Below are 22,338 nucleotides of genomic sequence, written 5' to 3'. Positions count from 1 at the left end.
CATGGCCTTCCTCCTGGGCTTCTTCATCGCCTTCGCCATCGGGGTCACAGGGGTGGGAGCGGGAACCATCACCGCACCCCTCCTCATGCTGGCCCTGGGGCTTCCCCCGGAGGTGGCGGTGGGCACCGCCCTCCTCTTCGGTTTCCTGGTGAAGCTCCCCGCAGGTGCGGTCTACCTCGCCCAGAGGCAGGTGGCGCCCAAGGCCCTGGCCCTCCTCCTCCTCGGAGGAATACCCGGGGTGCTCCTGGGAAGCCTTCTCCTCACAGGGGTCAAGGGGGCTAAGGACCTTGTCCTCCTCCTGGTGGGCCTCACCGTGGTGGCCTCCGCCGCCTTGGGGCTTTGGCGGAGCTTCGGGAAACCCACCGTGGGCCGGGAGAGGCCTAGGCTTCTTCCCCCCGCGGCCTTTGGGATTGGCCTCGAGGTGGGCTTTTCCTCCGCCGGGGCCGGGGCCTTGGGCACCCTTCTCCTCCTCTACGCCACCCGGCTCTCCCCGCAACAGGTGGTGGGGACGGATATTCTCTTCGGCCTCGTCCTCTCCCTCCTAGGGGGTGGGGTGCACCTCCTCTTCGGCCAGGTGGCCCCGGACCTCCTCCTCACCCTGGGGACCGGGGGGATCCTGGGCGCCACCCTGGGAGCCCTCTTCGCCACCCGCCTGCCCCGGGAACCCCTGAGGGTGGCCCTCCTCCTCTGGCTCCTCTTCGTTGGGGGGCACCTCATCTACCGGGGGGTGGCCCATGGGTAAGGTCTACCTGGTGGGGGCAGGCCCAGGCGACCCCGAGCTCCTCACCCTCAAGGCCCACCGCCTCCTCCAGGAGGCCCCCGTGGTCCTCCACGACCGCCTGGTGGACGAACGCATTCTGGGCCTTGTCCGGGGAAAGAAGGTCTATGTGGGGAAGGAGGAGGGGGAAAGCAGGAAGCAAGCGGCCATCCACCACCTTCTCCTCCACTACGCCCGCCGCTACCCCTTCGTGGTGCGCCTAAAGGGTGGGGACCCCTTCGTCTTCGGCCGGGGCGGGGAGGAGGCGCTTTTCCTCCTCAGGCACGGGATCCCCGTGGAGGTGGTCCCGGGGGTAAGCAGCCTCCTCGCCACAGGGTTACCCCTCACCCACCGGGGCCTCGCCCACGGCTTCGCCGCCCTTTCCGGCGTGGTGGAAGGAGGCGGCTACCCCGACCTGACCCCCTTCGCCCACGTTCCCACCCTGGTGGTGCTCATGGGGGTAAAGCGGCGGGTCTGGATCGCCAAGGAGCTCCTCCGCTTGGGCCGCAACCCCCAAGAACCCACCCTCTTTGTGGAACGGGCCACCACGCCCAGGGAGCGCCGCATCCTCGCCCGCCTGGGCGAGGTGGCCCAAGGCAAGGTGTCCGTGGAAGCCCCTGCCCTCTGGATCCTAGGGGAAACGGTGCAGGTCTTTGAGGAAGCCCGCCTTAAAGCCGAAGCCCTCCCATGGAGGTAGCCCATGGTGGAGACCCTTCCCACCCTACAGATTGGCGAGGACGAGCGCTTGGACCTGGAGAACCTGGCCACGGGGGCCTTCGCCCCCCTGCAAGGCTTCATGACCCGGGAGGAAACCCTAAGCGTGGCCGAGGCCATGCGCCTGCCCACAGGAGAGGTCTGGACCATCCCCATCCTCCTCCAGACCCCGGAAAGGCCCCGGGTGGGCCGGGGGGAGACCCTGGCCTTGGTCCACGGCGGGGAGCGGGTGGCCCTCCTCCACGTGCAGGACGTGTACGCCCTGGACCTAAGGCAACTGGCCAAGCAGGTCTTCGGCACGGAAAGCGAAGCCCACCCCGGTGTGGCCCGCCTCTACGCCAAAGGCCCCTACGCCCTGGGGGGTAGGGTGGAAGTCCTAAAACCCCGGGCGCGCGGCCCCTTGGAGAAAACCCCCGAGGAGGTGCGGGCCCTCTTCCGGGCATGGGGGTGGAGGCGGGTGGTGGCCTTCCAAACCCGCAACGCCCCCCACCGGGCCCACGAGTACCTGATCCGGCTCGGCCTGGAGCTGGCGGACGGGGTCCTCATCCACCCCATCCTCGGGGCCAAAAAGGCGGACGACTTCCCCACGGAGGTCATTGTCCAAGCCTACGAGGCCCTTATCCGCGACTTCCTCCCACAAAACCGCGTGGCCCTTTTGGGCCTCGCCACCCCCATGCGCTACGCTGGGCCCAAGGAGGCGGTTTTCCACGCCCTGGTGCGCAAGAACTTCGGGGCCACCCACTTCCTGGTGGGCCGGGACCACGCCGGGGTGGGGGATTTCTACGATCCCTACGCCGCCCACCGCATCTTTGACGAGCTTCCCCCTCTGGGCATTGAGATCGTCCGGGTAGGAGCCATCTTCCACTGCCCCCTTTGCGGCGGCATCGCCTCGGAAAGGACCTGCCCCGAGGCCCATAGGGAGAAGCGCCTTTCCATCAGCATGACCAAGGTGCGGTCCCTCCTGCGGGAGGGGAAAACCCCTCCACCCGAACTGGTGCGGCCCGAACTCCTCCCTATCCTGCGACAGGGCGTGTAGCGAGGGCCTTTTGCACCCGGGGCAGGACCTCCGTGCCCAAAAGCTCTATGGCCCGGAGCACCTTGGTGTGGGGAAGAGTGCCCACGGTGAGCTGGAGGATGAGCCGCTCGGGGCGGAAAAGCTCATGCCAGTAAAGGGCCTTCTCCGCCACCCTAAGGGGGTCGCCGATAAAGTCGGCCCCCTGTAGGCCCCGCGACCAGGCGAAGTAATTCACGTCCATGGGCCGCCAGCCCCGCTCCCGCCCGATCCGGTTCATCACCTCTAGGAAGGCGGGGGCGGCGAGGCGGAAAGCCTCGGCGTCGTCCTCCGCCACGAAGCCGTGGGCGGCGAGGGCGAGCCTGGGGGTGTGGCCGTGGGCCTGGGCCGTTTCCCGGTAAAGCTCCACAAAGGGCAGGAAGCGCTGGGGGCTTCCGGCGATGATGGCGAGGACCAGGGGAAGCCCAAGCTTCCCGGCGCGCACCGCCGACTCCGGACTCCCCCCCGCCGCCACCCAAAGGGGCAGGGGATTTTGCTTAGGCCTCGGGTATACCCCAAGGCCCGGGATGGGCCGGGTGAAGCGCCCCCCGGGCCAAAAGACCTTCTCCTCTTCCCGAAGCTTCTGGAGAAGGGCAAGCTTCTCCTCAAAAAGGGCCTCGTAATCCCGGAGATCGTACCCAAAAAGCGGGAAGGACTCCACAAACGAGCCCCGGCCCACCCAAAGCTCCGCCCGCCCGCCAGAAAGGAGGTCCAGGGTGGAAAACTGCTGGAAGACCCGGATGGGGTCCTCGGAGGAGAGGACCACCACGGCGCTGGCGAGGCGTATCCGCCGCGTGCGGGCCGCTATGGCGGCAAGCACCACCGCCGGGGCCGAAACCACGTAGTCCTCCCGGTGGTGCTCGCCCACGGCGAAGAGGGAAAGCCCCACTTCGTCGGCTAGCTCTGCCTCCTCCAAAAGGCGCTTTAGCCTCTCCTCCGCCGTGGGGGGGCGGCCCAGCCCGGGGTCAAAGGTGCGCTCGCCAAAGGTGTAAAGGCCGAACTCCACCCCTCAAGGATAGGCGAGCGCTTTATCTTTAAAAGCGCCTTAGGCCACCTTGGCCCCTACGCCCGCACCCGGCGCCGGCTGGGGGCGGCCTCGGGCAGGGCCTCCACCCGCTTGGCCCTCTCCAGCCTGACCCCCTGCACCTCGGCGAGCCGGGGCAGGTCCTGGGGGCGGAGGTCCACGTAGAAGCCCTCCTCCCCGGGGGCGATCTTCCCCACCTCGAGGCCCTGCTCCTTCAAGAGGGCCACAAGCCGGGGCAGGGTAAGCCTGGGCCCCGTGGCCTTGAACGTGAGCCAGCCCTCCTCCCCCGTGAGGAGGCTTTTCTCCTTGGGCGCCCCGCCCAAGAGGAGGGCCATGATGGCGGCCACCACCTCCACCCGCCCCTCGGCGAAAAGCCTCCCGGCGAAGTCCAGGTAGGGCTTAAAGTCCCGCTCCGGCACCCGGGCCAGCCGGGCCAGGAGGTGGTGCCACTTGGCCTCCAACACCTCCTCGGGGGTGGGGGGATTCACCCGCTTGAAGGTGCGGCCCACCGCCCGCTCCAGCTCGGAGAGCTCCCGCTTCTCCCGGGCCCCGTAAAGGACCACCACCTCGCCCCCTCGTCCGGCCCGGCCCGTGCGTCCCGAACGGTGCTGGTAGGTTTCCGCCTTATCGGGCAGGCGGTAATGGACCACCAGGTCCACCTCGGGAATGTCCAGGCCCCTGGCGGCCACGTCCGTGGCCACCAGAATCCGCACCTCCCCCTCGCGGAAGGCCCGCATCACCCGCTCCCGGTCCGTCTGGGAAAGGTCCCCATGGATGGCCCGGGCCGGGTGACCCAGGCGCAAGAGGCCCGTGGCCACCTCCTCGGTTTCCGCCTTGGTGCGGGTGAAGACAATGGCCCGCTTGGGCGCCTTCACGTACAGGATGTCGGAAAGCAGGGCCAGCCGGTCCCCCGGGGCCAGGATGGCCTCCTCCTGGTAGGTGACCCCCTCCTCCCGCACCACGTTGATGACCACGGGAGCCTTCATGTAGCGTTCGGCGAGCCTTCTCGCCCAGGAGGGCAAGGTGGCGGAGAAAAGGAGGGTCTGCCGCGCGGCAGGGGTAGCGGAAAGGATGGCCTCCACCTCCTCCTCAAAGCCCATGGAGAGCATCTCGTCCGCCTCGTCCAAGACGGCGATTTTCACCTCGGAAAGGTCCAAAACCCCTTGCCGCAGGTAGTCCAGGGCCCGCCCCGGGGTGGCCACCACCACGTCCGCCCCCCGGGCAAGCTCCTCCTTCTGTTTGCCGTAGCCGGTGCCCCCGTAGACCGCCACCACCTTGAGGTGGGGGGCCACCGCCGCCACCTCCCCCGCCACCTGGAGGGCCAGTTCCCGGGTGGGGGTGAGGATCAGGGCCCTAGGCTTCCTGCCGCGGGTGGGGCTCGGTTCCAGGGCCTGGGCGATGGGCAGGGCGAAGGCCAGGGTCTTGCCGGTACCCGTGCGGGCCTGGCCGATGAGGTCCTTGCCCTCCAGGGCCAAGGGGAGGGCGGCCGCCTGGATGGGGGTAGGGGCGGTGATGCCCCGCCGGGCCAAGGCTTCCTTGATCTCTTCCTTTAGGGGAAAATCTTTGAACTCCATTCTCGCTCGCTTCCCGGGCCCCACCCGCGCCCGAAAAGGAGGGGTAAAGCCCGTAAACCTTTCAAGTTTAGTGAACTAGAGCACGAATGTCAAGGGGATGACCTCCACCACCTCCCCCTCCCGGGCGTCCCGGTCCGGGGGAAGGACCACGAGGGCGTTGCCGAAGGCCATGGAGCGGAGGACGCCGCTGCTTTGGTTGCCCGTGGTGCGCACCACGAGCTCCTCCTCAAAGGAAAGCACCCCCCGGCGGAAGACCTTCTTGCCCTTGGCCCCCTTGAAGGGGGTAAGGGCCCGGGCCTTGAGGGGGCGGTAAGGGGGGTCGGTGCGCCCTAGGAGGCGGAAGAGGAAGGGCCTGCCGTAGAGGAAGAAGGTGACCATGCTGGACACGGGGTTTCCCGGAAGGCCTAGGACGGGAAGGCCCCCTAGCCGGGCGAGGAGCAAAGGCCCTCCGGGCTGCTGCTTCACCTTCCAGAAGACCACCTCGCCCCTCTCTTCCAAGACCTTCCGCACCACGTCGTACTCCCCCATGGAAACCCCGCCCGAGGTGAGGAGGAGGTCCAAAGGCCCCGCCGCCTCCAGGCGGGCCAGCACCTCCTCGGGACGGTCCGCCACCTTGCCCAGGAGGACGGGTTCCCCCCCCGCCTCGAGGACCAACCCCAACAGGCTATAGGCGTTGGAGTTGTACACCCCGCCGAAGGGCAAGGGCTCCCCCGGCTCCACCACCTCGTCCCCCGTGGAGAGGATGCCCACCCGGGGCCGGCGGAAGACCTTGAGGCGTGGGTAGCCCATGGCCGCAGCCAGGCCCAGCCTCCCGGGGGTGAGGAGATCCCCCCGCCTCAGGTAAACCTCCCCCCGCTTCAGGTCATCCCCCTTGGGCCGGATGTCCTTGGGGCTCGCTGGGGCGAAGAGGAGGACATCCTCCCCTTCCCGCCGCGTGTCCTCCACCCGCACCACGGCGTTGGCCCCCGGGGGAATGGGGGCACCCGTGTACACCGCCACCGCCTCGCCCTTCCCCACCCTGCCCGCAAAGGGCCTCCCCGCCGGAGACTCCCCGATGACCCGGAGGCGCACGGGGTTATCCCCCGAAGCCCCCCAAGTATCCTCCTCCCGGCAGGCGTAGCCGTCCACGGCGGTGTCGTCCTGGTCCGGGTGGTCCACCCGGGAGGCGAGGTCTTCCGCCAGGACCCGGCCGTAGGCCTCCCGGAGGGGAACCTCCTCCACGCCCAGCTCCCCGCGGGCCTCCGCCAGCACCAGGGCCAAGGCTTCCTCCACGCTGAGGTTCGTGCGCACGGGTCCAGTCTAGCGCATTAGGCCTCGTAAAGGGCTTTTAGGCGGCCAAAGGCCCACGGCCAAAGGGCGATGCCCAGGGCGTAAAGGGCCAAGGTGGCCCCAAAGAGGTAGTGGAAGGCGGGAAGCCCCAAAGCCGCCTGGAGCTTACCGGAAAGGGCACTTCCTAGGGCGAAAAGGAGGCTCCAAAGCGCCGACTCCACCAAAAAGAAACCCGGGCGCTCCTCCTCGGGCAAGTAGTCCATGACCAAGGCGGCGTAGACGGGCCCGGCGGCGTTCATCAGGGCCCCCCGCACCAAAAGGGCGAAGGTGACCACGGGAAGCCAAGGGGCCCAGGCCAAAAGGGCGAGGAAGGGGAGGGAGAGGGCCTGCACCAGGACGATGGCCTTAAGCTTCCCCACCCTATGCACCAAAAGGGGCTGGAGGAGCATGGCCCCGCCCGTGGCCAAGGAGGAGAGGGCGAAGACGAGCCCCGTGGCCCCGTAGGTGAGGCCGAACTTCTCCTTCAGGTAAAGGTTCAAAAAGGGAATGACGAGCCCCGCCCCAAAGCCGATGACCACCTGGGGCACGAGGAGGCGAAGCCACACCCCAAACCGCCCCCCAAGCCGAGGGGTCTTCCCTTCCCCTTCCGGCAAGCCCAGGGCCAAGGGCACCGCCAGGAGGAAGAAGGGCAGGGCGAAGAGGAGGACGTGCCTGGCCCCCACCCACTCGGACAGGAGGCCAGCGAGCAGGGTGGAGAAAAAGCCGCTCGCCGTGGTGAGGGCCGCCTGCAGGCTGAAAAGGGCCACCCGCCTTTCCGGGGGCACGAGCCGCGCCATGAGGGGCGCCGCCGCCCCCTGCAAAAGGGCCCCCGCCAGGCCGTACCCCCCGAGGGCGGGAAAGACCAAGAGGCCGAGCCCCAGGAGCAGACCGCTTCCCGCCGCCAGGAAAAAGGCCAAGTAGAGGCTTTTGAGGTAACCCAGGCGGGGGATGAGGTAGGCGAGGGGCAGGGCGGACACCACCCCCATGAGGAGGAGAAGGGCCTGGGCGTAGCCGATGTGGGCCCGGGTATAGCCCAGGGCCTGGAGGTGGAAGTTGAGGAAAAAGTAAACCAGGTTGGCCCCGAAGGACCAAAGAAAACTGGCCAGCACAAAGCGGTATGCGGGGGAAATCCCCTTCACCGAAGACCTCCTTAGCCTAAGCCTCCCGGCTTGGACAGTAGGGGGCGAGGACGCAGGCGCCGCAACGGGGCCTCCTCGCCGTGCACACGTAGCGGCCGTGGAGGACCAGGGCGTGGTGGACGAAGACCCAGTCCTCCTTGGGGAAAAGGCTTTCCAAATCCCTTCCAATCTTCTCCGGGCGCTTGGCTTCCGTAAGGCAAAGCCTCCGGCTTAGGCGCGCCACGTGGGTGTCCACGGCGATGCCGGGGACGCCGAAGGCCGCCCCCAGGACCACCGTGGCCGTCTTCCAACCCACCCCGGGAAGCCGCATGAGGGCCTCCTTGCTCCTAGGCACCTCTCCCCCATACTCCGCCACGAGCCGCTGCGCCAGGGCCACCAGGTTCTTGGCCTTGGTCTTGTAGAGCCCGATGCGCCTGATATAGGGCTCCACCTCCTCGGGCGTGGCCTCCGCCAGGGCCTTGGCGTCGGGAAAGCGGGCGAAGAGAGCCGGGGTGGCCTCGTTCACGCTCCTATCCGTGGCCTGGGCGGAAAGGACCGTGGCCACAAGGAGTTGGAAGGGGCTATTGTGCTTAAGCTCCGTGCGGGCACCGGGATAGGCCTCCTTTAAGGCTCTGAGAACGGCCAGCGCCCTCGCCTTCCTTTCCTTAAGCCCTTCCCTCGGACAACCCACGCCCCCTACTCTACAATGGGGGTGTGGAAAGGCCCAAAATCGGGCTCATCGTGCGCGAACCCTACGCCAGCCTCATCGTGGACGGCGAGAAAACCTGGGAGATTCGCAAGCGCTACGCCCGCCACCGGGGGCCCTTGGGCATCGTCACGGGAGGGAGGCTTATCGGCCAGGCGGACCTGGTGGGCGTGGAAGGCCCTTTCAGCGTGGAGGAGCTCCTGCCCCACTTCGCCAAGCACCGGGCGGAGGAGGCCTTCCTCCGGGCCTACGCCGAGGATGCCCCCCTCTACGCCTGGGTCTTGGAAAACGCCTTCCGCTATGAAAAACCCCTCTGGGTTCCCCGGCGCAAGGGCCGGGTCATGTTCGTGGACCTCTCCGAGGTACCGTGGTGAGCCCCCCGTAGCCCACAAAGACCAGCAGGTCGGGGTCCAAGGCGGCGATGACCTCGGGGCGGTGGGTGGCCGCCACCAGGGTGATCCCCGCTTCCCGGCAAAGCTTGCCCAGGCCCAAGGCCACCCGCCGGGCGGTGGGCACGTCCAGGTGGGCGGCGAACTCGTCTATGAGGAGAAGGTCGGGCCTCTCGGCCAAGAGAAGGGCGAGGCGGAAGCGCTCCCTCTGCCCCGTGGAAAGCTCCAAGGGCCTGGCCCGGTAGAGCACGGCGTCGGAAAGCCCCACGCGGTTCAAGACCTCAATGGCCGCCCCCACGTCCCCAAGCTTCCGGTAGACCGCCTCGAGGACCGCCCCCTCCCCCAGCGCCACCTCCCGCTCCCCCGGGATGTAGGCCACGCGCCTGCCCGGGGGCAGGACCACCCGGCCCAGGTCCGGGGGCTCGCCCAGGAGGAGGCGGAGCAGGGTGGTCTTCCCCGCCCCGCTCGCCCCCGCCAGGACCACCAGGGCCCCTGGGGGAATTTCCAACGCCGCACCCCGGAGCACCGCCCGCTCCACCACCCGCGCCTTCACCCCAAAGGCCGCCAAGGCCTCCTGAACCTCCCCGGAGAGCCCCTTAAGGTCCAGGTGGCTCCGGTAAGCCTTGTGGACCCCTTGGAGGCTTATGGGCCCCTTAAGCCCCGCCACCCGCCCAAACCGGGGCCGGAAGAGCCTCCCCCCGTGGGCCCGGGCGTAGGGATCCTCCCGGAGGAAGCGCTCTAAATACGCCCTCGCCTCCTCGGTTAAGGGGTAAAAGAGCACGGGCCGCCCCGAGGCGGTTTCAAAGAGGTAGCGGAAGCCCACCTTCTCAAAGAAGGGGTGGTAGCGGGCCATCTGGGCGATGGTGTAGACGAGGTGCTTCTCCCGCCTTCCCTCGGGGGCGCCCCGCTCCTTGGCCCAGGCCAAGGCCATCTCCACCAGAAGCTTCCCAAAGCCCTCCGAGCGGTAGTCGGGGTGGACCACCACCCGGGCGATGCGGGCGGCGGCGGTATGCACCCGGTCCAGGGCCTCCTCCCAGTCGCCTCCCCCCTCGTAGGTGGGGTGGAACCAGTCCTTGGGGAAAATCCTTTCCCGGATGTCCCGCTCCACCCCTTGGGGGGTCTTGCGGTGCATGCGGGGGATGGGCGGGTCTAGGCGCAGGTAGCCGAGGATCTTGGGCTCAAAGGGGAGGCGCTCCAGGAGTTCTAACACCAGGAAGCGGCTCGCCGGGGTGGAGCCCCGAATCTCCTTAAGCCGCGCCTCTCCCCCGCAATCGCAGACGGGCTTGGCGTTGGCGAGAAGGGTCTTATGGCACCGGGTGCAGACCCAAAGGGCCACCACCTCCTTCTCCGAGGCGTAGTGGAACTGCTCCAGCTCGGCGATGGCCTCAAAATCCCCCTCGTAGGTGGCCTCCCGCACCCGAAGGCGGTACCGGTAGGCCTCCCCGCCCAAGGGGCTTTCCCGCACGTGCACGAGCTCCCGGCTAAAGGGGGGCCAGAGGGGGAAGGCCCCCTCTAGGGCGTACTCGTCAAAGTCCAGGAGGGGCTTTTGGAACTCCGTCCTTAAGCGCACCCGGTCCCCTGGGCGAAGCCACTTGGCGGCATCCCCCGACATGCGGAGGACGATGCCCTCCTCCAGGAGCACCTCCCCGTACCACCGCCAGTAAACCCTGCGCCCCAGGACCCGCACGTCAGTAAGCCTTGGCGAAGACCACCCGCTTGCCGTAGGCCGCAGGCCTCCCGCAGCGTACGCAGACCCCCTCCTCCGGCTCCCCCTCAAAGGGCACGCAGCGGGTGGTGGCGGTGGTCTCCTCCTGGATGAGCCTCTCGCAGGCCTTGTCCCCGCAGTGGAAGGCCAGGGCGAACCCCTCCTGCACCGCCTCCTTAAAGGCCTCGTAGGTGTCCACCCTGCGGGTGTGGGCCTCGCGGAAGGAAAGGGCCCTTTGGTAGAGAGCTTCGTGGAACTCGTCTAGCCTTTGCGGCAAAAGTACGGGCAAGGCCTCCAAGGAAACCCGTTCCTTCCCCCCTAGGCGGCTTGCCAACACCGCCTCGCCCGCCTCGAGGTCCTTGGGACCGAGCTCCACCCGGTAAGGCACCCCTTTAAGCTCCCACTCGTGGAACTTGTACCCAGGGGTGTACTGGTCCCGGTCGTCCAGGTGGACCCGCACCCCCACCTCCCCAAGGCGGCGCTTGAGGCCATGGGCGGCCTCCAGAACCCTTTCCCGGCTCTCCTCCCGGTAGATGGGCACGATGACCGCCTGGATGGGGGCGAGGCGGGGGGGAGGATGAGGCCCTGGTCGTCCCCGTGGGTCATGATGATGGCCCCAATAAAGCGCCAGGAAAGCCCCCAGCTGGTGGTGTGCACGTACTTCACCTGGAGGTCCTTGTCCTGGAACTTGATGTCAAAGGCCCGGGCGAAGTTTTCCCCCAGGTAGTGGCTCGTGCCCGACTGCAGCGCCTTCCCGTCCCGCATCATGGCCTCAATGGTGGTTGTGTAGACCGCCCCGGCGAACTTCTCCTTCTCGGTTTTCCTGCCCTCTATGACGGGGATGGCGGCGTACTCCCGGGCGAGCTTGGCGTAGATGCCGAGCATCCTGCGCACCTCCTCCTCCGCCTCCTCCCGGGTGGCGTGGGCGGTGTGGCCCTCCTGCCACAAGAACTCGCTGGTGCGCAGGAAAGGCCGGGTGCGAAGCTCCCAGCGCACCACGTTCCCCCACTGGTTTAAGAGCTGGGGCAGGTCCCGGTAGCTTTTGATCCACTTGGACCACATGTAGCCGATGACCGTCTCCGAGGTGGGGCGCACCGCCAAGGGCTCCTCCAGCTCCTCCCCCCCGGCGTGGGTCACCACGGCGAGCTCGGGGGAAAACCCCTCCACGTGCTCCGCCTCCTTCTTAAGGAAGCCCATGGGGATGAAGAGGGGAAAGTAGGCGTTTTGGTGGCCCGTTTCCTTGAACATGCGGTCCAGAACCTGCTGGATGTTTTCCCAGATGGCGTAGCCGTAGGGGCGGACCACGATGGTGCCCCTCACCGGCCCGTAGTCGGCGAGCTCTGCTTTCTGGATGACCTCGAGGTACCATTCGCTGAAGTCTTGGCTCTGAGGGGTTAGACCCTTCTCCTTCGCCATACCCGCCCATCTTACCCTAGTGACGACTCCCCGCTCTTCAGAGCAGGGCTTCTCAGTTCAGAACGCGAGGGCATCCCTCCCCGAAGGCCCCGTCCAGGCCTTCGCCAGGATGTTCCGCGCAGCGGCCACATGGCCACATCCCGGTGCAGGGAAGTCCCACAAGCGGGACAGGTGAACTCCCTGACCCACAAGGGTCGCCTCTCCCTGTGGCCGCACACCGGGCAGTCCTGGCTGGTGTACTTAGGGTCTACCGTTATCACTCGCCTACCAGCCTCCTCCGCTTTGTAGGCAAGGATCCGCAAAAACTGAGCCCAACCAGCGTCATGTACGCCCTTAGCCACGTGGCTACGGCTCAGACCTAGGATGTTCAGGTCTTCGTGGACGATGGTTCCATAGCGGTTCACCAACCCCCGGGCCACCTTGTGGTGAAAATCCAGCCGTTGCCGGGCTACCTTCCGGTGAAGCCGGGCAAGCTCCTCTTTTGCCTTGTCGTACCGGTTGCTACCCCGTTTCTTACGGGAAAGCTCCCTCTGCTTCCTAGCTAGTTTGTTTTGAGCCTTTTGATAATACCTGGGGGCTTCTATCTTCTCCCCCTCCGAGGTGATGAGAAAGTGGGGGTTGGTCCCCAAGTCAATGCCCACCGCCTCGCCAGAAGGGGAAAGGGGTTTGGGCTCCACCTCGCAGACGAAGACCACGTACCATTCGTTCCCCTCTCGCTTGACCGTGGCGGTCTTGAGTTGCCCCTCTAAGGGTCGGTGAAGCTTCACCTTTACCGAACCAACGCCGTGGATGAGCACCCGCTTCCCCCCCTCCTGGAGTTTGACCCCGGTGGCGTAGGCTTGGGGGAAGGTGAAGGAGTCGTAGCGTCCCTTTCCCTTGAACCGGGGATAACCGGCTTTTCCCCCTTTGGCCCTAACCCGACGGAAGAAGCCTTGAAAAGCCCGGTCTACCCTTTGGAGAACGTCTTGCAGGACCTGGGAGTGGACCCTTTGGTACTCGGGCAGGTCAGCCCGTATCTCGGGGAGCCATCGCTTTTGCTCGTGGAGGGAGAGGCTTTTCTTCGCCTTCTTGTAGGCCTCCCTCCTCTCCTGAAGGGCGGCGTTGTAGAGCTGGCGGCAGAGTTCCAGGGTGCGTTCTAGGTCTTTTTGTTGGGGCTTGGTGGGATAGAGGCGGTATTTGAAGGCTCTACGCGCCACCTGTCTACCATGACAGGGCATCTGGCGCCCACGATGCTCTGTCTGCCTCCAGAGGGCGGGGGGGAGGCCATGTATCCCAGGGGCGGAAAGTCCGGGGCATTATAGCTCCCCCACGCCCCCGCTTTTCTCTAAACTGAAGGCGTGCCCAAGCCCTACCGGGAAGAAGAGGCCATCCGCCTGGCCCTGGAGTTCTTTGAGGGGGACGAACTTAGGGCGAGCGTCTTCCTCCGGCGCTACGCCCTGCGGGACAGGGAGGGGAGGCCCCTCGAGGCCACCCCCCCGGAGCTATGGCGCCGCCTCGCCCGCCACGCCGCCCGGCTGGACCGGGGGATGGAGGAAGCCTACCTTTGGCTCCTCCAGGACTTCCGCTTCGTCCCTGGGGGGAGGATCCTCTTCGGCCTCGGCAACTGGCGGAAGAGCACCCTTTTCAACTGCTACTTCGTCCCCATCCGGGAAGACTCCGTGCGGGGCATCGCCCGCTTCCTGGACGAGGCCATGCGCACCTTCGCCTACGGAGGCGGGGTGGGCACCAACGCCGACGTCCTCCGCCCCAAGGGGGCCAAGGTGGGGAACGCCGGGGTGGAAAGCTCGGGGGCGGTGAGCTTCATGGAGCTATTCTCCACCCTGGCCGGGGTCATGGGGGCGAGCGGGGGGAGGAGGGGTGCCCTCATGCTCACCTTCGCCGACACCCACCCCGAGCTTCTGGACTTCCTTAGGGCCAAGACCGACCCCGAGCGCAGGAGGATCCGCCACGCCAACCTCTCCCTAAGGGCCACGGACGCTTTCCTGGAAGCCGCCTTGGCCGACGAGCCCTGGCGGCTTTCCTTCACCACGCCCAGGGAGGAAATCAGGGCGGAGATCCGGGCCAGGGAGGCATGGACCCTCCTGGTGGAGGCCGCCTGGGCCAGCGCCGAGCCTGGCCTCCTCTTCTGGGACCGGGTGCGCACCTGGGCCACGGCCCAGTACGGGGGGATGGAGGTGCAAGGCGTCAACGTCTGCGGGGAGGTGCCCATGGAGCCCTACGGGGCCTGCAACCTGGGAAGCCTCAACCTCGCCGCCTTCGTCCAGGCCCCCTTCACCCCCCACGCCTCCCTGGACTACGCCGCCTTGGAGGAGGCCACCCGGCTTGCGGTGCGCTTCTTGGATGCGGTGGTGGACCTGGGGAAGAACCGCCACCCCGTGCGGGCCCAGAAGGAAGCCTCCCTGAGAAGCCGCCGCATCGGGCTTGGCCTCATGGGCCTCGCCGACATGCTGGCCATGCTGGGCCTCCCCTACGGCAGCGGGGAAGCCCTCCGCCTCGCCGAGGAGGTCATGCGCCGCATCAAGGAGGCGGCCTACGGGGAAAGCGCCCAGCTGGCCCAAGAGAAGGGCCCCTTCCCCGCCTTTAACGCCGCAAAACACCTCCAAAGCCCCTTCATCCAGGCCCTCCCCGAGGCCCTCATCCAGAAGGTGGAAAAAGGTTTAAGAAACGCCGCCCTCCTCTCCATCGCCCCCACGGGGTCCATCTCCATCCTGGCCGGGGTGACGGGCGGCATTGAGCCCATCTTCGCCCTCACCTACCTCCGCCACGCCGGGGGAGAGGTCTTCCTGGCGGAGCACCCCCTTCTCAAGCGCTACCGAAAGGCCACCAAAGGCGGCACCCCCGACTGGCCCACGGCGCACACCGTGGACCCATTCCAAAGGGTGCGCCTCCAAGCCACCTTGCAACGCCACGTGGACCAAAGCATCTCCTCCACGGTGAACCTGCCCAAGGAAACCCCCAAGGAGGTGGTGGAACAGCTTTTCCTCACCGCTTGGAAGGAGGGGTGCAAGGGGATCACCGTCTTCCGGGAGGGAAGCCGGGAGGAGGTCATGGAGCCCTTGCCCCCCGTGGGGGTCTGCACCTTCTGCCAGACGGCATGACCCGCTACCGCCTCGCCACCAAGCCCTACCTCCCCTACCCCGGGGAGCGACTCGCCCGGAGAAAGGGCTTTGGAGGGGAGTTCTTTGAGCTTCGCCCCTACGCCCCCGGGGACGAGGTGCGCCGGGTCCACTGGCGGGCCTACGCCAAGACGGGAAGGCTCTACACCCGCCTGGAAACCGCCCCGGAAAGGCCCCGCTTCCGCCTCTACCTGGACGAGAGCGAGAGCATGCGCCTCCACGGGAAACTGGCCTACGCCGAGGAGGTGGCCTCCCTCCTCCTCCGGATCGCCCGGCAGGAGGACCCCCAAGCCCGTCTAGCGCGGGGTAGACCCGGGGCCTGGGGGGCGGGAAGGGGTACCTTGGTCCTCCTCACGGACGGCCTGGACCCCTTGCCCTGGGCGAAGCTCCTCCCCCGGCGGGTGGTCCTGGTCCAGATCCTCTCCCCCCAGGAGCTCCAGCCGCCCTTTGGGGAAGCCCTCCTGCGGGACGTGGAGACGGGGGAGGCCCTTTGGGTGGGGAGGGCGGAGGTGGAGGCCTACCGGGAGGCCCTGGCGAAGCACCTCAAAGCCCTCCGCCTCCTCGCCCTCCTCCGGGGAAGGTACGCCCTCCTAAGGGTGGGGGAACCGCCCCTGCCCGCCCTCCTACGCCAGGGCGTTTTGGAACTCCTCTAGGCCAAGGGCGGCAAGCCGCCCGGGGTCCACCCCCCCTTCCCAGCCCGCGAGCCGGCGGTAGGCCAAGACCCCTTCCCGGAAGGCCACCGGGTCCAGCCGGGCCTCGAGGTTCCCCCGCCGGAAGGGCTGGAAAAAGCGCTCGGGAAGCCGGTCCTCCTCCGGGGAGAGGCCTTCCCGGAGGTTGAAAAGGCGCGTGAGCTGCAAGGTCCTCTCCCCCACCGCCAGCATCTCCTCAGGGGTCAGGCGCCAGCCCGTGGCAGCGTAGACCGCCTCCTGCCACTCCTCGGGGGTCCAGGGGACGAAGTCGCAAAGCACCAGGCTGTTCACGAAGCCCCGCTCCCGGGTCTTGGTCCAGAGCATGCGGATCTTGGTTTCGGAGAGGTCCTCAATGGGCAGGGGCGGGAAGTCCTCCCCGTAGAAGCGGAGCTCCTTTAGAGCCTTCCCTTCCTTGGCGAAGGCGGTGTCGTGGAGGTTGTGGTTGTGGTCCGCCCCCGTGGGGCTCACGGCGTAGCCCACCCCCAGGGCCCGCTTGTACCGGGGGTCGTGCATGGGCACCTCCTGGCCCTTCACGTGCATGGCGAGCTCGGGATGGCCGATGGCCTCCGCCAACCGCCTCGCCCCCAAGGCCAGAAGGGCCCCAAGCCGCCCCTCCTTGCGGGCGAGCTTCTCAATGGCGGCGATGAGGGCATCCCCGTTGCCGAAGCGGAGGCCAAGCCCCTCATCGTCCAAATAGCCCTTTTCCACCGCCTCCATGGCGCAGGCGACGGTCACCCCCACCCCGATCACGTCCAGCCCGTACTGGTTGCAAAGGGTATTGGCCTTGGTCACGGCGTAGGGTTCGGTGACCCCGCAGGTGGAGCCCAAGGCCCCAAGCCCCTCATACTCCGGCCCCCCGTACTCCGGGCGCACATCGTACTTGCCCGTGCCCTCTATCCTCACCACCTGCTTGCAGCGGATGGCGCAGGCGTAGCAGGTGTCCCGGCCAATGCGGATGCCCAGGGCGTCCAGGCTGGTGCCGTCCAGGGCCTCGGCGCCCTCCAAAAAGCCATCCAGGAAGTTGTGGCTCGGGAGGACCCCCCGGAGGTTAAAGGGCTTCACCGTGCCCACGGTACCCATGGTGACGAGGCCCGCCGCCCGCTCCATGCGCTCCTTGGCCATGCGCCGGGCGAGCTCCTTGAGGAGGGCGGGGTCGTGGTAAGGGGGAAGGGTTTCCTTCCTTGCCCGGGCGGAAACCGCTTTGAGGCGTTTCGCCCCCATCACCGCCCCCAAGCCTCCCCGGCCGGCGAAGTGGGCCAGGTCGTGGATCACGTTGGCGGTGAGGACCCCGTTCTCCCCCGCCAGGCCGATCTGGGCGATGCGGGCATTCCCCCCGTGCGCCTCCTTGATGAGGGCCTCCACCTCCAAGGGGTCCTTGCCCCAAAGGTGGCTGGCGGGGTGGATGGCCACCTCGCCCCCCTCCACGTGCAGGTAGACGGGGCTTTCCGCCTGGCCAAGGACCACCAAGGCGTCCAGTCCGGCGTTCTTCAGCTCAGCCCCGAAGAAGCCACCCCCCTCGGCGTCCCCGTACCCGCCGGTCAAGGGGCTCTTGGCGGCCACGGTGTTCCGCCCCGAGCCGGAGATGGGGGTGCCGGTGAGGACCCCGGGGGCAAAGACGAGGGCGTTTTCCGGCCCCAGGGGGTCCGCCCCCTTGGGCACGTGCTTGAGGAGGAGGTAGGCGGCAAGGGCCCTACCCCCCAGGTACCGGCGCCAAAAGCCCTCACCGTAGCTTTCGTACCAGATGCGCCCCGTGGAGAGGTCCACGAAGGCCACGCGGTCGTGGTATCCCTTGGGCATGCCTTAAGTCTAAACCGCCCGCCCTTAGGGCGGGCGGTCCAAGGGCCCTTGGCCTAACGGGTCCTGCCGGAAAGGAGGTCCTCGGCGAGCTTTTGCGCCTTGTCCAAGGCCGCCTTGGGGTCCACCCTGTTCAGGATGGCCTCCTTGATGGCCTGGCCCAGGATGTCAAAGCGGATCTGCTCCCACTCGGCCAAGGCGGGCTCAAACTTGGCGTAGCGGCTTTGGCGGACGATGGTGGCGTAATCGGGGTTTTCGGCCACGTAGCCCTGGTAGACGGGGTCCTTGAGGGCGGCCTCGGTCACGGGCACGTACCCCGTGGCCGTGGCGAAGACCGCCTGGGCCCTGGGGCTTAGGACGAACTGGAGGAAGTCCTTGGCCACCCCCTGTTCCTCCTTGGAGGCCTGGCGGAAGACCACCAGGTTGGTGCCCTGGACCAAGCCGAAGCCCGCCTGCCCTTTGCTTCCCGGAAGCGTGGCCACCCCCAGGTCAAACTTGGCCCCTTGGCGGTAGTAGGTGTAGCCGGCGGAGGTGTCCACGCTGAAGGCGTAAGGGCCGGAGCCCAGGTTCTGGTTGATGTAGCCCGAGGTGATGGCCTTGGCCCAGCCCTCCTTCACCCCGTTTTGCAGGAGGGTGAGGGCCTCCACCGCCTCCTTGGAGTTCAGGACGAGCTTGCCGTTTTGCAGGTAGCTTCCCCCCAGGTTGAAGAAGAAGTAGGCGAAGGTGGAGGCGTCGGGCTGGAACCAGTAAACGGGGCCCCCTTCCGCCTGGGAAAGCCGCTTGCTCAGGGCCACGAAGGCCTCGAGGGTGGTGGGCACCTTGGCCCCGTGCTTCTTCAGGAGGTCCTTGTTGTAGTAGAGGACCTGGATGCTCTTGTTGAAGGGCACGCCGTAGACCATGCCCCTGAACCGCACGGCGTTCAGGAAGGTGAGGTTCACCCCTTGGAGCTTCACCCCCAAGGACTCAATGGGCAAGAGGGCCTTGGCCTCCAGGTAAAGGGCAATGTTGTTCTCGTAGGCCTGGGCCATGGCCGGCACCTTCCCGGCGGCGAAGGCGGCCTTGATCTTGGTGGAAAGGTCCCGGTACCCCCCCTGGGGCACGGGGCGGACGCAACGGCCCTGCTGGGTCTTGTTGAACTCCACCACCAGGTTCTCCAAAGCGGTCTTGGGGGCTCCGCCGGTGAACCCGTGCCAAAGCTCAGCCACCACCTTGGCCTTGGCGCACTGCTCCTTGATGACGTCCTCGGGTTTGGCCTGCTGGGCTAGGGCTAGCCCCAAAAGGGCCACGAACGGCAATATCTTCTTCATACGCCTCCACACCTCCGGCTAGGAGTATACCGCCCCGGGTCAGGCCCGTGTCAGCTACTTGAGCCCCGAGCGGGCGATGCCCTGGATGAACTGCCTTTGGGCCACGAAGTAGCCCAGGATGACGGGAAGGATCACGAAGGTGCTGGCGGCCATCAACGCCCCATAGTCCGAACCCGCCTCGGAAACAAAGGCCTGGAGGCCCAGCTGCACCGTGCGCATCTCCGGGCTTTGCGTGACGATGAGGGGCCAAAGGAGGGCGTTGTAGGCCCCCAGGAAGGTAAAGATGCCGTAGGACACAAGCCCCGGCAGGGAAAGGGGCAAGGCGATGCGGAAAAGCTGGGTGAGGTACCCGGCCCCGTCTATGCGGGCGGCGTCAAAGAGGTCCTGGGGCAGGGAGAGGTAGAACTGCCTGAGGAGAAAGATGCCAAAAACCGAGGCCAGCCAGGGCACGATGAGGGCGTAGTACGTGTCCAGCCAGCCGAGCCGGGCCAGGAGGACGTAGTTGGGGATAAGGAGGACCTCCCCCGGCACCATCAGGGTGGCGAGGATGAGGACGAAGACCCCCTCCTTGCCGGGGAAGGGCACCCGGGCCAGGGCGAAGGCGGCCAAGGCCGCCAGGAAAAGCCCCACCCCCACCTGGGTCAGGGCGGTGAAGAAGCTATTGAAGAAGTACCGGCCCCAAGGGGCGGCCCGCCAGGCCTCGAGGTAGTTGTGGAACACGTACCCCAAGGCCCCGGGCACGGCGTTCACCCACTCTAGCCGCCACGCCTCCCCTTGGGAGCGGAGGGCATCGGGGGGCAAGGGCGGGGAAAGGGGCACCTCCTTGGGCCAAAGGACCACCAAGGGGAGAACCCGGAAGGCCCCTTCCGTGGTGTTGGTGAGGCGGACCCGCCACGCCCCCTCCCGGTAGGCCACCTCCACCCGGGTCCCGTCCGCCACCGGGTCAAAAAAGGCCCCCGGGGTTCGGGGCACGAAGGCCCTCGGGGGCCTCCCCTCCTCCCCCGGGAAGGCGAGCTCCACGCTCCGCCCAGGGCCCAACCCCCCCCAGAAGGGGCTATCCCCAAGCCTCGCCGCCTTCAGCCAGTTCTGCGGCTTCATCCTCGCCGGCACCCAGATGGGCTTTGCCTGCAGGGCCTCCTGGGGGCTTTTGAGGCTCGTGGCCAGCATCCAGTAGAAGGGGAAGGCCATCAAGAGCCCGCCGGCGAGGAGCAGAAGGTGGACCAGGAGGATAGAGGCCTTAAATCTCATAGTTCACCCGCCGCTCCAAAATCCGCCGTTGCACGAGGGTCAGGACCAGGATGATCAGGAAGGTCACCATGGCGATGGCGCTGGCATAGGAGAAGTCGGAATCGCGGAAGCCTTTGTTGTAAAGGTAAAAGGCCAGGGTCAGGGTGTCCTGCAAGACCCCCCCCGTGGGGGTCAGGACGTAGACCTGGGTGAAGACCTGGAATGCCCCGATGATCCCCAAGGTGAAGAGGAAGAAGGTGGTGGGGGAAAGGAGGGGCCAGGTGATGAGGCGGTGTTGCTGCCAAAAGCTCGCCCCGTCCAGCTCCGCCGCCTCGTAGTACTCCTTCGGGATGGCCTGAAGCCCTGCCAGGAGGATCACCACCTGGTAGCCCAGGAAGTGCCAGACGCTCATGGCCATGACCGCCACGAAGGCGAGGCTCGGCCCCGCCCAAAAGCCCTGGGGCTCGAGGCCCAAGGGCCTGAGGAGCAGGGCGAAGACCCCGGTGGGGGTATTGAGCCAGTCCAGGCCCGGGGTGCCGAGAAGCCAGTTCAAGAAGCCGAACTCCGGGTGGTAGATCCACCGCCACACCGCCGCCGCCGCCGTGAGGGCGGTGATGTAGGGGAGGAAGTAGAGGGTGCGGTAAAACCCCTGGAAGGCCACCCCCGTGTTCAGGAGGATGGCGATGGCGGTGGCCAGGAGAAGCCCCGTGGGTACGGTGAAGAGCACGTACCAAAAGGTGTTCCCCGAGGCCCGCCAAAAAAGCGGGTCCCTGAGGAGGATCTGGTAGTTCTCAAGCCCGGCAAAGGCTGCCGGGCGCAGGAAGTTCACCTTCTCAAAAAGGCTCAGGTAAAAGGCGTAGAAGGTGGGAAAGACCTGCCAGACCAATAAAAGCGCCAGGGCCGGCCAGACCAAAGCCCACCCGTAAAAGGCCGCCTGCTCCCTCTCCCCCATGCGCCGCCCGAAGAGGAGGGCAAAGGCGAGGGGGACGAGGAAAGCGGCCCAGGGAAACCAAGGCGCCAAAAGCCCCAAGAGCAAGAGCGCATGGCGGAGGCCAAAGCGGAGGCCATAGAGGGCGAAGGCGCCGTAGGCCAAAGCCCCAAGGGGGACCCAAAAGGGAGGCGCAAAGCCAAGCCTTTCCGCCAGCACCGCCAAGGCCCAAAGGACCCCCACGGAGAGGAGAAGGTGCAACGGGTACCCCCGCATCCCGTGCCGGAGTATACCAACCCCCTTAGGATGGGGAGCATGTGGACCCTGACCCTGGACACCGCCACCCCCTACCTGGCCCTGGGCCTCTTCCGGGGGGAGGAGGGGGTGGGCCGGGTGGTGCGCCTGGGAAGGCGGCACGAGGAGGTGCTTTTTGGCCTCCTGGACGAGGTCTTAGCCGAGGTGGGGGCGGAGAGGGAAGCGATCGGCGCCCTGGTCCTGGGCACGGGCCCAGGCTCCTACACGGGCCTCCGCATCGCCCTGGCGGCGGGGCTTGGCATCGCCTTCGCCCAAGGGGCCAGGGTCCATGGGGTAAGCTCCCTCCTCGCCGCCGCCTGGCCCTTCCTGGCGGAAGGGGGACCGCCCCTCACCCCCCTTTTCACCGCAAGGAACCGGCTCTACTACGGGGCCACCTACGCCAAGCGGGAAGGGAGGCCGGTGGAGATAACCCCCCCAGGAAGCTCAAGGCGGAGGAGCTTCCCCACGAAGGCCTCCTCCTGGACCCACCCCCTGACCCCCGGGCCCTTTACGAGCTCCTTCCCTTCGCCCAGGAAGGGGCGGAACCCCTTTACCTCTAGTCGGCGGCCACCCCCGGGAGGCGGGGAACCCGGTAGAGGTAGCTCGGAAGGGGCTCTTGGAAGGGGGCCCCCCGGAGCCTTTCCGCCATGAGGACCAGGTTCTCCCCGGCGATGCGGGCGTCCTCCACCAGTTCCGGGTTCTCCTTGAAGGTAGCAAGCCCCCGCCGGTGGGCATAGACGAGGCCCAAGGGCGCAAGGACGAAGCCCATGTAGGAAAGGGGCAGGAGCATCTGGGCCAAGGCCTGGCTCGCCCCCTCCTCCTCGGCCACCGCCAGGAGGGCCATGGGCTTGCCCAGGTTGAGAAGCCCCTGGTTTTCCATGGAGGTCATCCGCTCCAAGAGGGCCTTCATCCGGGCGGAAACGCTAAACCAGTACACGGGGGTGGCGAAGACCACGGCGTCGGCGTTCAGGATCCGCTCCGCCACCTTGCCAAACCCGTCCCAAGGCCCCTGCACGCAGGTTTCGGGACCGCAGGAGGAAGGGTCTTGGGAGTAGTTCCCCGCGCATAGGGGAAAGGGGTGCTTCACCAAGTCCAGGCGCTCCGTGGTGGCTCCCTTGCGCCTGGCCGCCTCCAAAACCTCGTCCAAAAGCTCCGCCGTAAACCCGTCCGTCCGTGCCGATGCGTTGACGCCGAGCACGCGTAAACCCATAAATATCACCT

The 22,338-nt window shown here is 67.2% G+C and carries 18 protein-coding genes and 2 pseudogenes; 7 read left to right on the top strand and 13 right to left on the bottom strand.

Annotation, left to right across the window (positions count from 1 at the left end):
• Window position 1: 1 nt before the first annotated feature.
• From A0O31_RS08870 to sat, 3 genes are read left to right on the top strand one after another with little or no spacing between them, the layout of a single operon-like run.
• Window positions 2–742, top strand: coding sequence for a sulfite exporter TauE/SafE family protein (locus tag A0O31_RS08870; RefSeq protein ID WP_071677551.1), 741 nt, complete (start codon window positions 2–4; stop codon window positions 740–742).
• Window positions 735–1,454, top strand: a complete 720-nt coding sequence (cobA, locus tag A0O31_RS08865; protein WP_071677550.1) for a uroporphyrinogen-III C-methyltransferase — start codon at window positions 735–737, stop codon at window positions 1,452–1,454. Before A0O31_RS08870 ends, cobA begins: the two co-directional genes overlap by 8 nt.
• A 3-nt stretch (window positions 1,455–1,457) precedes the next feature.
• Window positions 1,458–2,507 carry a sulfate adenylyltransferase gene (gene sat / locus A0O31_RS08860; RefSeq protein WP_071677549.1) on the top strand — a complete coding sequence of 350 codons (1,050 nt, stop codon included), beginning with the start codon at window positions 1,458–1,460 and terminating at the stop codon, window positions 2,505–2,507.
• On the opposite strand, the gene A0O31_RS08855 is transcribed toward sat, so the two are convergent.
• The 5 genes from A0O31_RS08855 to nth all read right to left on the bottom strand — a co-directional run bounded on the left by A0O31_RS08855 (window position 2,485) and on the right by nth (window position 8,237).
• Window positions 2,485–3,528, bottom strand: coding sequence for an LLM class flavin-dependent oxidoreductase (locus tag A0O31_RS08855; RefSeq protein ID WP_071677548.1), 1,044 nt, complete (start codon window positions 3,526–3,528; stop codon window positions 2,485–2,487). The genes sat and A0O31_RS08855 overlap by 23 nt on opposite strands.
• 56 nt (window positions 3,529–3,584) lie before the next feature.
• Window positions 3,585–5,120, bottom strand: a complete 1,536-nt coding sequence (locus tag A0O31_RS08850) for a DEAD/DEAH box helicase (protein ID WP_071677547.1) — start codon at window positions 5,118–5,120, stop codon at window positions 3,585–3,587.
• A gap of 75 nt (window positions 5,121–5,195) precedes the next feature.
• On the bottom strand, window positions 5,196–6,410 hold the full coding sequence (locus tag A0O31_RS08845; RefSeq protein ID WP_071677546.1) for a molybdopterin molybdotransferase MoeA: 1,215 nt from the start codon (window positions 6,408–6,410) through the stop codon (window positions 5,196–5,198).
• A 17-nt stretch (window positions 6,411–6,427) separates the two neighbouring features.
• A complete protein-coding gene (locus A0O31_RS08840) occupies window positions 6,428–7,567 on the bottom strand; it encodes an MFS transporter (RefSeq protein ID WP_084720317.1) in 1,140 nt (379 codons plus the stop codon).
• Between the two features lie 16 nt (window positions 7,568–7,583).
• Window positions 7,584–8,237 (bottom strand): endonuclease III, encoded by a 654-nt coding sequence (nth, locus tag A0O31_RS08835; RefSeq protein ID WP_071677545.1) that lies wholly within the window; start codon window positions 8,235–8,237, stop codon window positions 7,584–7,586.
• Window positions 8,238–8,260: 23 nt separating this feature from the next.
• On the opposite strand from nth, the gene A0O31_RS08830 reads away from it, so the two are divergent.
• Window positions 8,261–8,626, top strand: a complete 366-nt coding sequence (locus tag A0O31_RS08830) for an ASCH domain-containing protein (RefSeq protein WP_071677544.1) — start codon at window positions 8,261–8,263, stop codon at window positions 8,624–8,626.
• On the opposite strand, the gene A0O31_RS08825 is transcribed toward A0O31_RS08830, so the two are convergent.
• The 3 genes and pseudogenes from A0O31_RS08825 to A0O31_RS08815 all read right to left on the bottom strand — a co-directional run bounded on the left by A0O31_RS08825 (window position 8,592) and on the right by A0O31_RS08815 (window position 12,958).
• Window positions 8,592–10,328 carry a GNAT family N-acetyltransferase gene (locus tag A0O31_RS08825; RefSeq protein WP_071677543.1) on the bottom strand — a complete coding sequence of 579 codons (1,737 nt, stop codon included), beginning with the start codon at window positions 10,326–10,328 and terminating at the stop codon, window positions 8,592–8,594. The two genes, A0O31_RS08830 and A0O31_RS08825, sit on opposite strands and share 35 nt — an antisense overlap.
• 1 nt (window position 10,329) lies before the next feature.
• Window positions 10,330–11,762, bottom strand: a pseudogene (proS, locus tag A0O31_RS08820) (proline--tRNA ligase).
• Window positions 11,763–11,773: 11 nt separating this feature from the next.
• Window positions 11,774–12,958 (bottom strand): RNA-guided endonuclease InsQ/TnpB family protein, encoded by a 1,185-nt coding sequence (locus tag A0O31_RS08815; RefSeq protein WP_237258993.1) that lies wholly within the window; start codon window positions 12,956–12,958, stop codon window positions 11,774–11,776.
• Window positions 12,959–13,099: 141 nt separating this feature from the next.
• Between A0O31_RS08815 and A0O31_RS08810 the strand changes: the two genes are divergently transcribed.
• The gene (locus A0O31_RS08810; RefSeq protein WP_071677542.1) at window positions 13,100–14,860 is read left to right on the top strand and encodes an adenosylcobalamin-dependent ribonucleoside-diphosphate reductase; all 1,761 of its coding nucleotides are present in this window, start codon (window positions 13,100–13,102) and stop codon (window positions 14,858–14,860) included.
• A complete protein-coding gene (locus A0O31_RS08805; protein WP_071677541.1) occupies window positions 14,857–15,531 on the top strand; it encodes a DUF58 domain-containing protein in 675 nt (224 codons plus the stop codon). Before A0O31_RS08810 ends, A0O31_RS08805 begins: the two co-directional genes overlap by 4 nt.
• Here A0O31_RS08805 and A0O31_RS08800 read toward each other — a convergent pair.
• From A0O31_RS08800 to A0O31_RS08785, 4 genes are read right to left on the bottom strand one after another with little or no spacing between them, the layout of a single operon-like run.
• Complete coding sequence (locus A0O31_RS08800) at window positions 15,502–17,364, bottom strand: aldehyde ferredoxin oxidoreductase family protein (RefSeq protein WP_071677540.1); 1,863 nt, start codon at window positions 17,362–17,364, stop codon at window positions 15,502–15,504. The genes A0O31_RS08805 and A0O31_RS08800 overlap by 30 nt on opposite strands.
• 53 nt (window positions 17,365–17,417) lie before the next feature.
• Window positions 17,418–18,668, bottom strand: coding sequence for an ABC transporter substrate-binding protein (locus A0O31_RS08795; protein WP_071677539.1), 1,251 nt, complete (start codon window positions 18,666–18,668; stop codon window positions 17,418–17,420).
• Window positions 18,669–18,722: 54 nt separating this feature from the next.
• Window positions 18,723–19,856, bottom strand: coding sequence for a carbohydrate ABC transporter permease (locus A0O31_RS08790; protein WP_420833572.1), 1,134 nt, complete (start codon window positions 19,854–19,856; stop codon window positions 18,723–18,725).
• 49 nt (window positions 19,857–19,905) lie between these two features.
• A complete protein-coding gene (locus A0O31_RS08785; protein WP_071677537.1) occupies window positions 19,906–21,099 on the bottom strand; it encodes a carbohydrate ABC transporter permease in 1,194 nt (397 codons plus the stop codon).
• Window positions 21,100–21,129: 30 nt separating this feature from the next.
• Between A0O31_RS08785 and tsaB the strand changes: the two are divergent.
• Window positions 21,130–21,677 (top strand): annotated as a pseudogene (gene tsaB / locus A0O31_RS08780) (tRNA (adenosine(37)-N6)-threonylcarbamoyltransferase complex dimerization subunit type 1 TsaB).
• Here the strand turns inward: tsaB and A0O31_RS08775 are convergent.
• Window positions 21,674–22,327: a flavodoxin family protein gene (locus A0O31_RS08775; RefSeq protein WP_071677536.1), complete on the bottom strand. Its 654-nt coding sequence runs from the start codon at window positions 22,325–22,327 to the stop codon at window positions 21,674–21,676. The pseudogene tsaB and the gene A0O31_RS08775 sit on opposite strands and share 4 nt — an antisense overlap.
• Window positions 22,328–22,338 lie beyond the last annotated feature (11 nt).

Source organism: Thermus brockianus (assembly GCF_001880325.1).
Classification (GTDB): Bacteria; Deinococcota; Deinococci; order Deinococcales; family Thermaceae; genus Thermus; species Thermus brockianus.
This window is presented reverse-complemented; position numbering and strand designations above follow the sequence as displayed.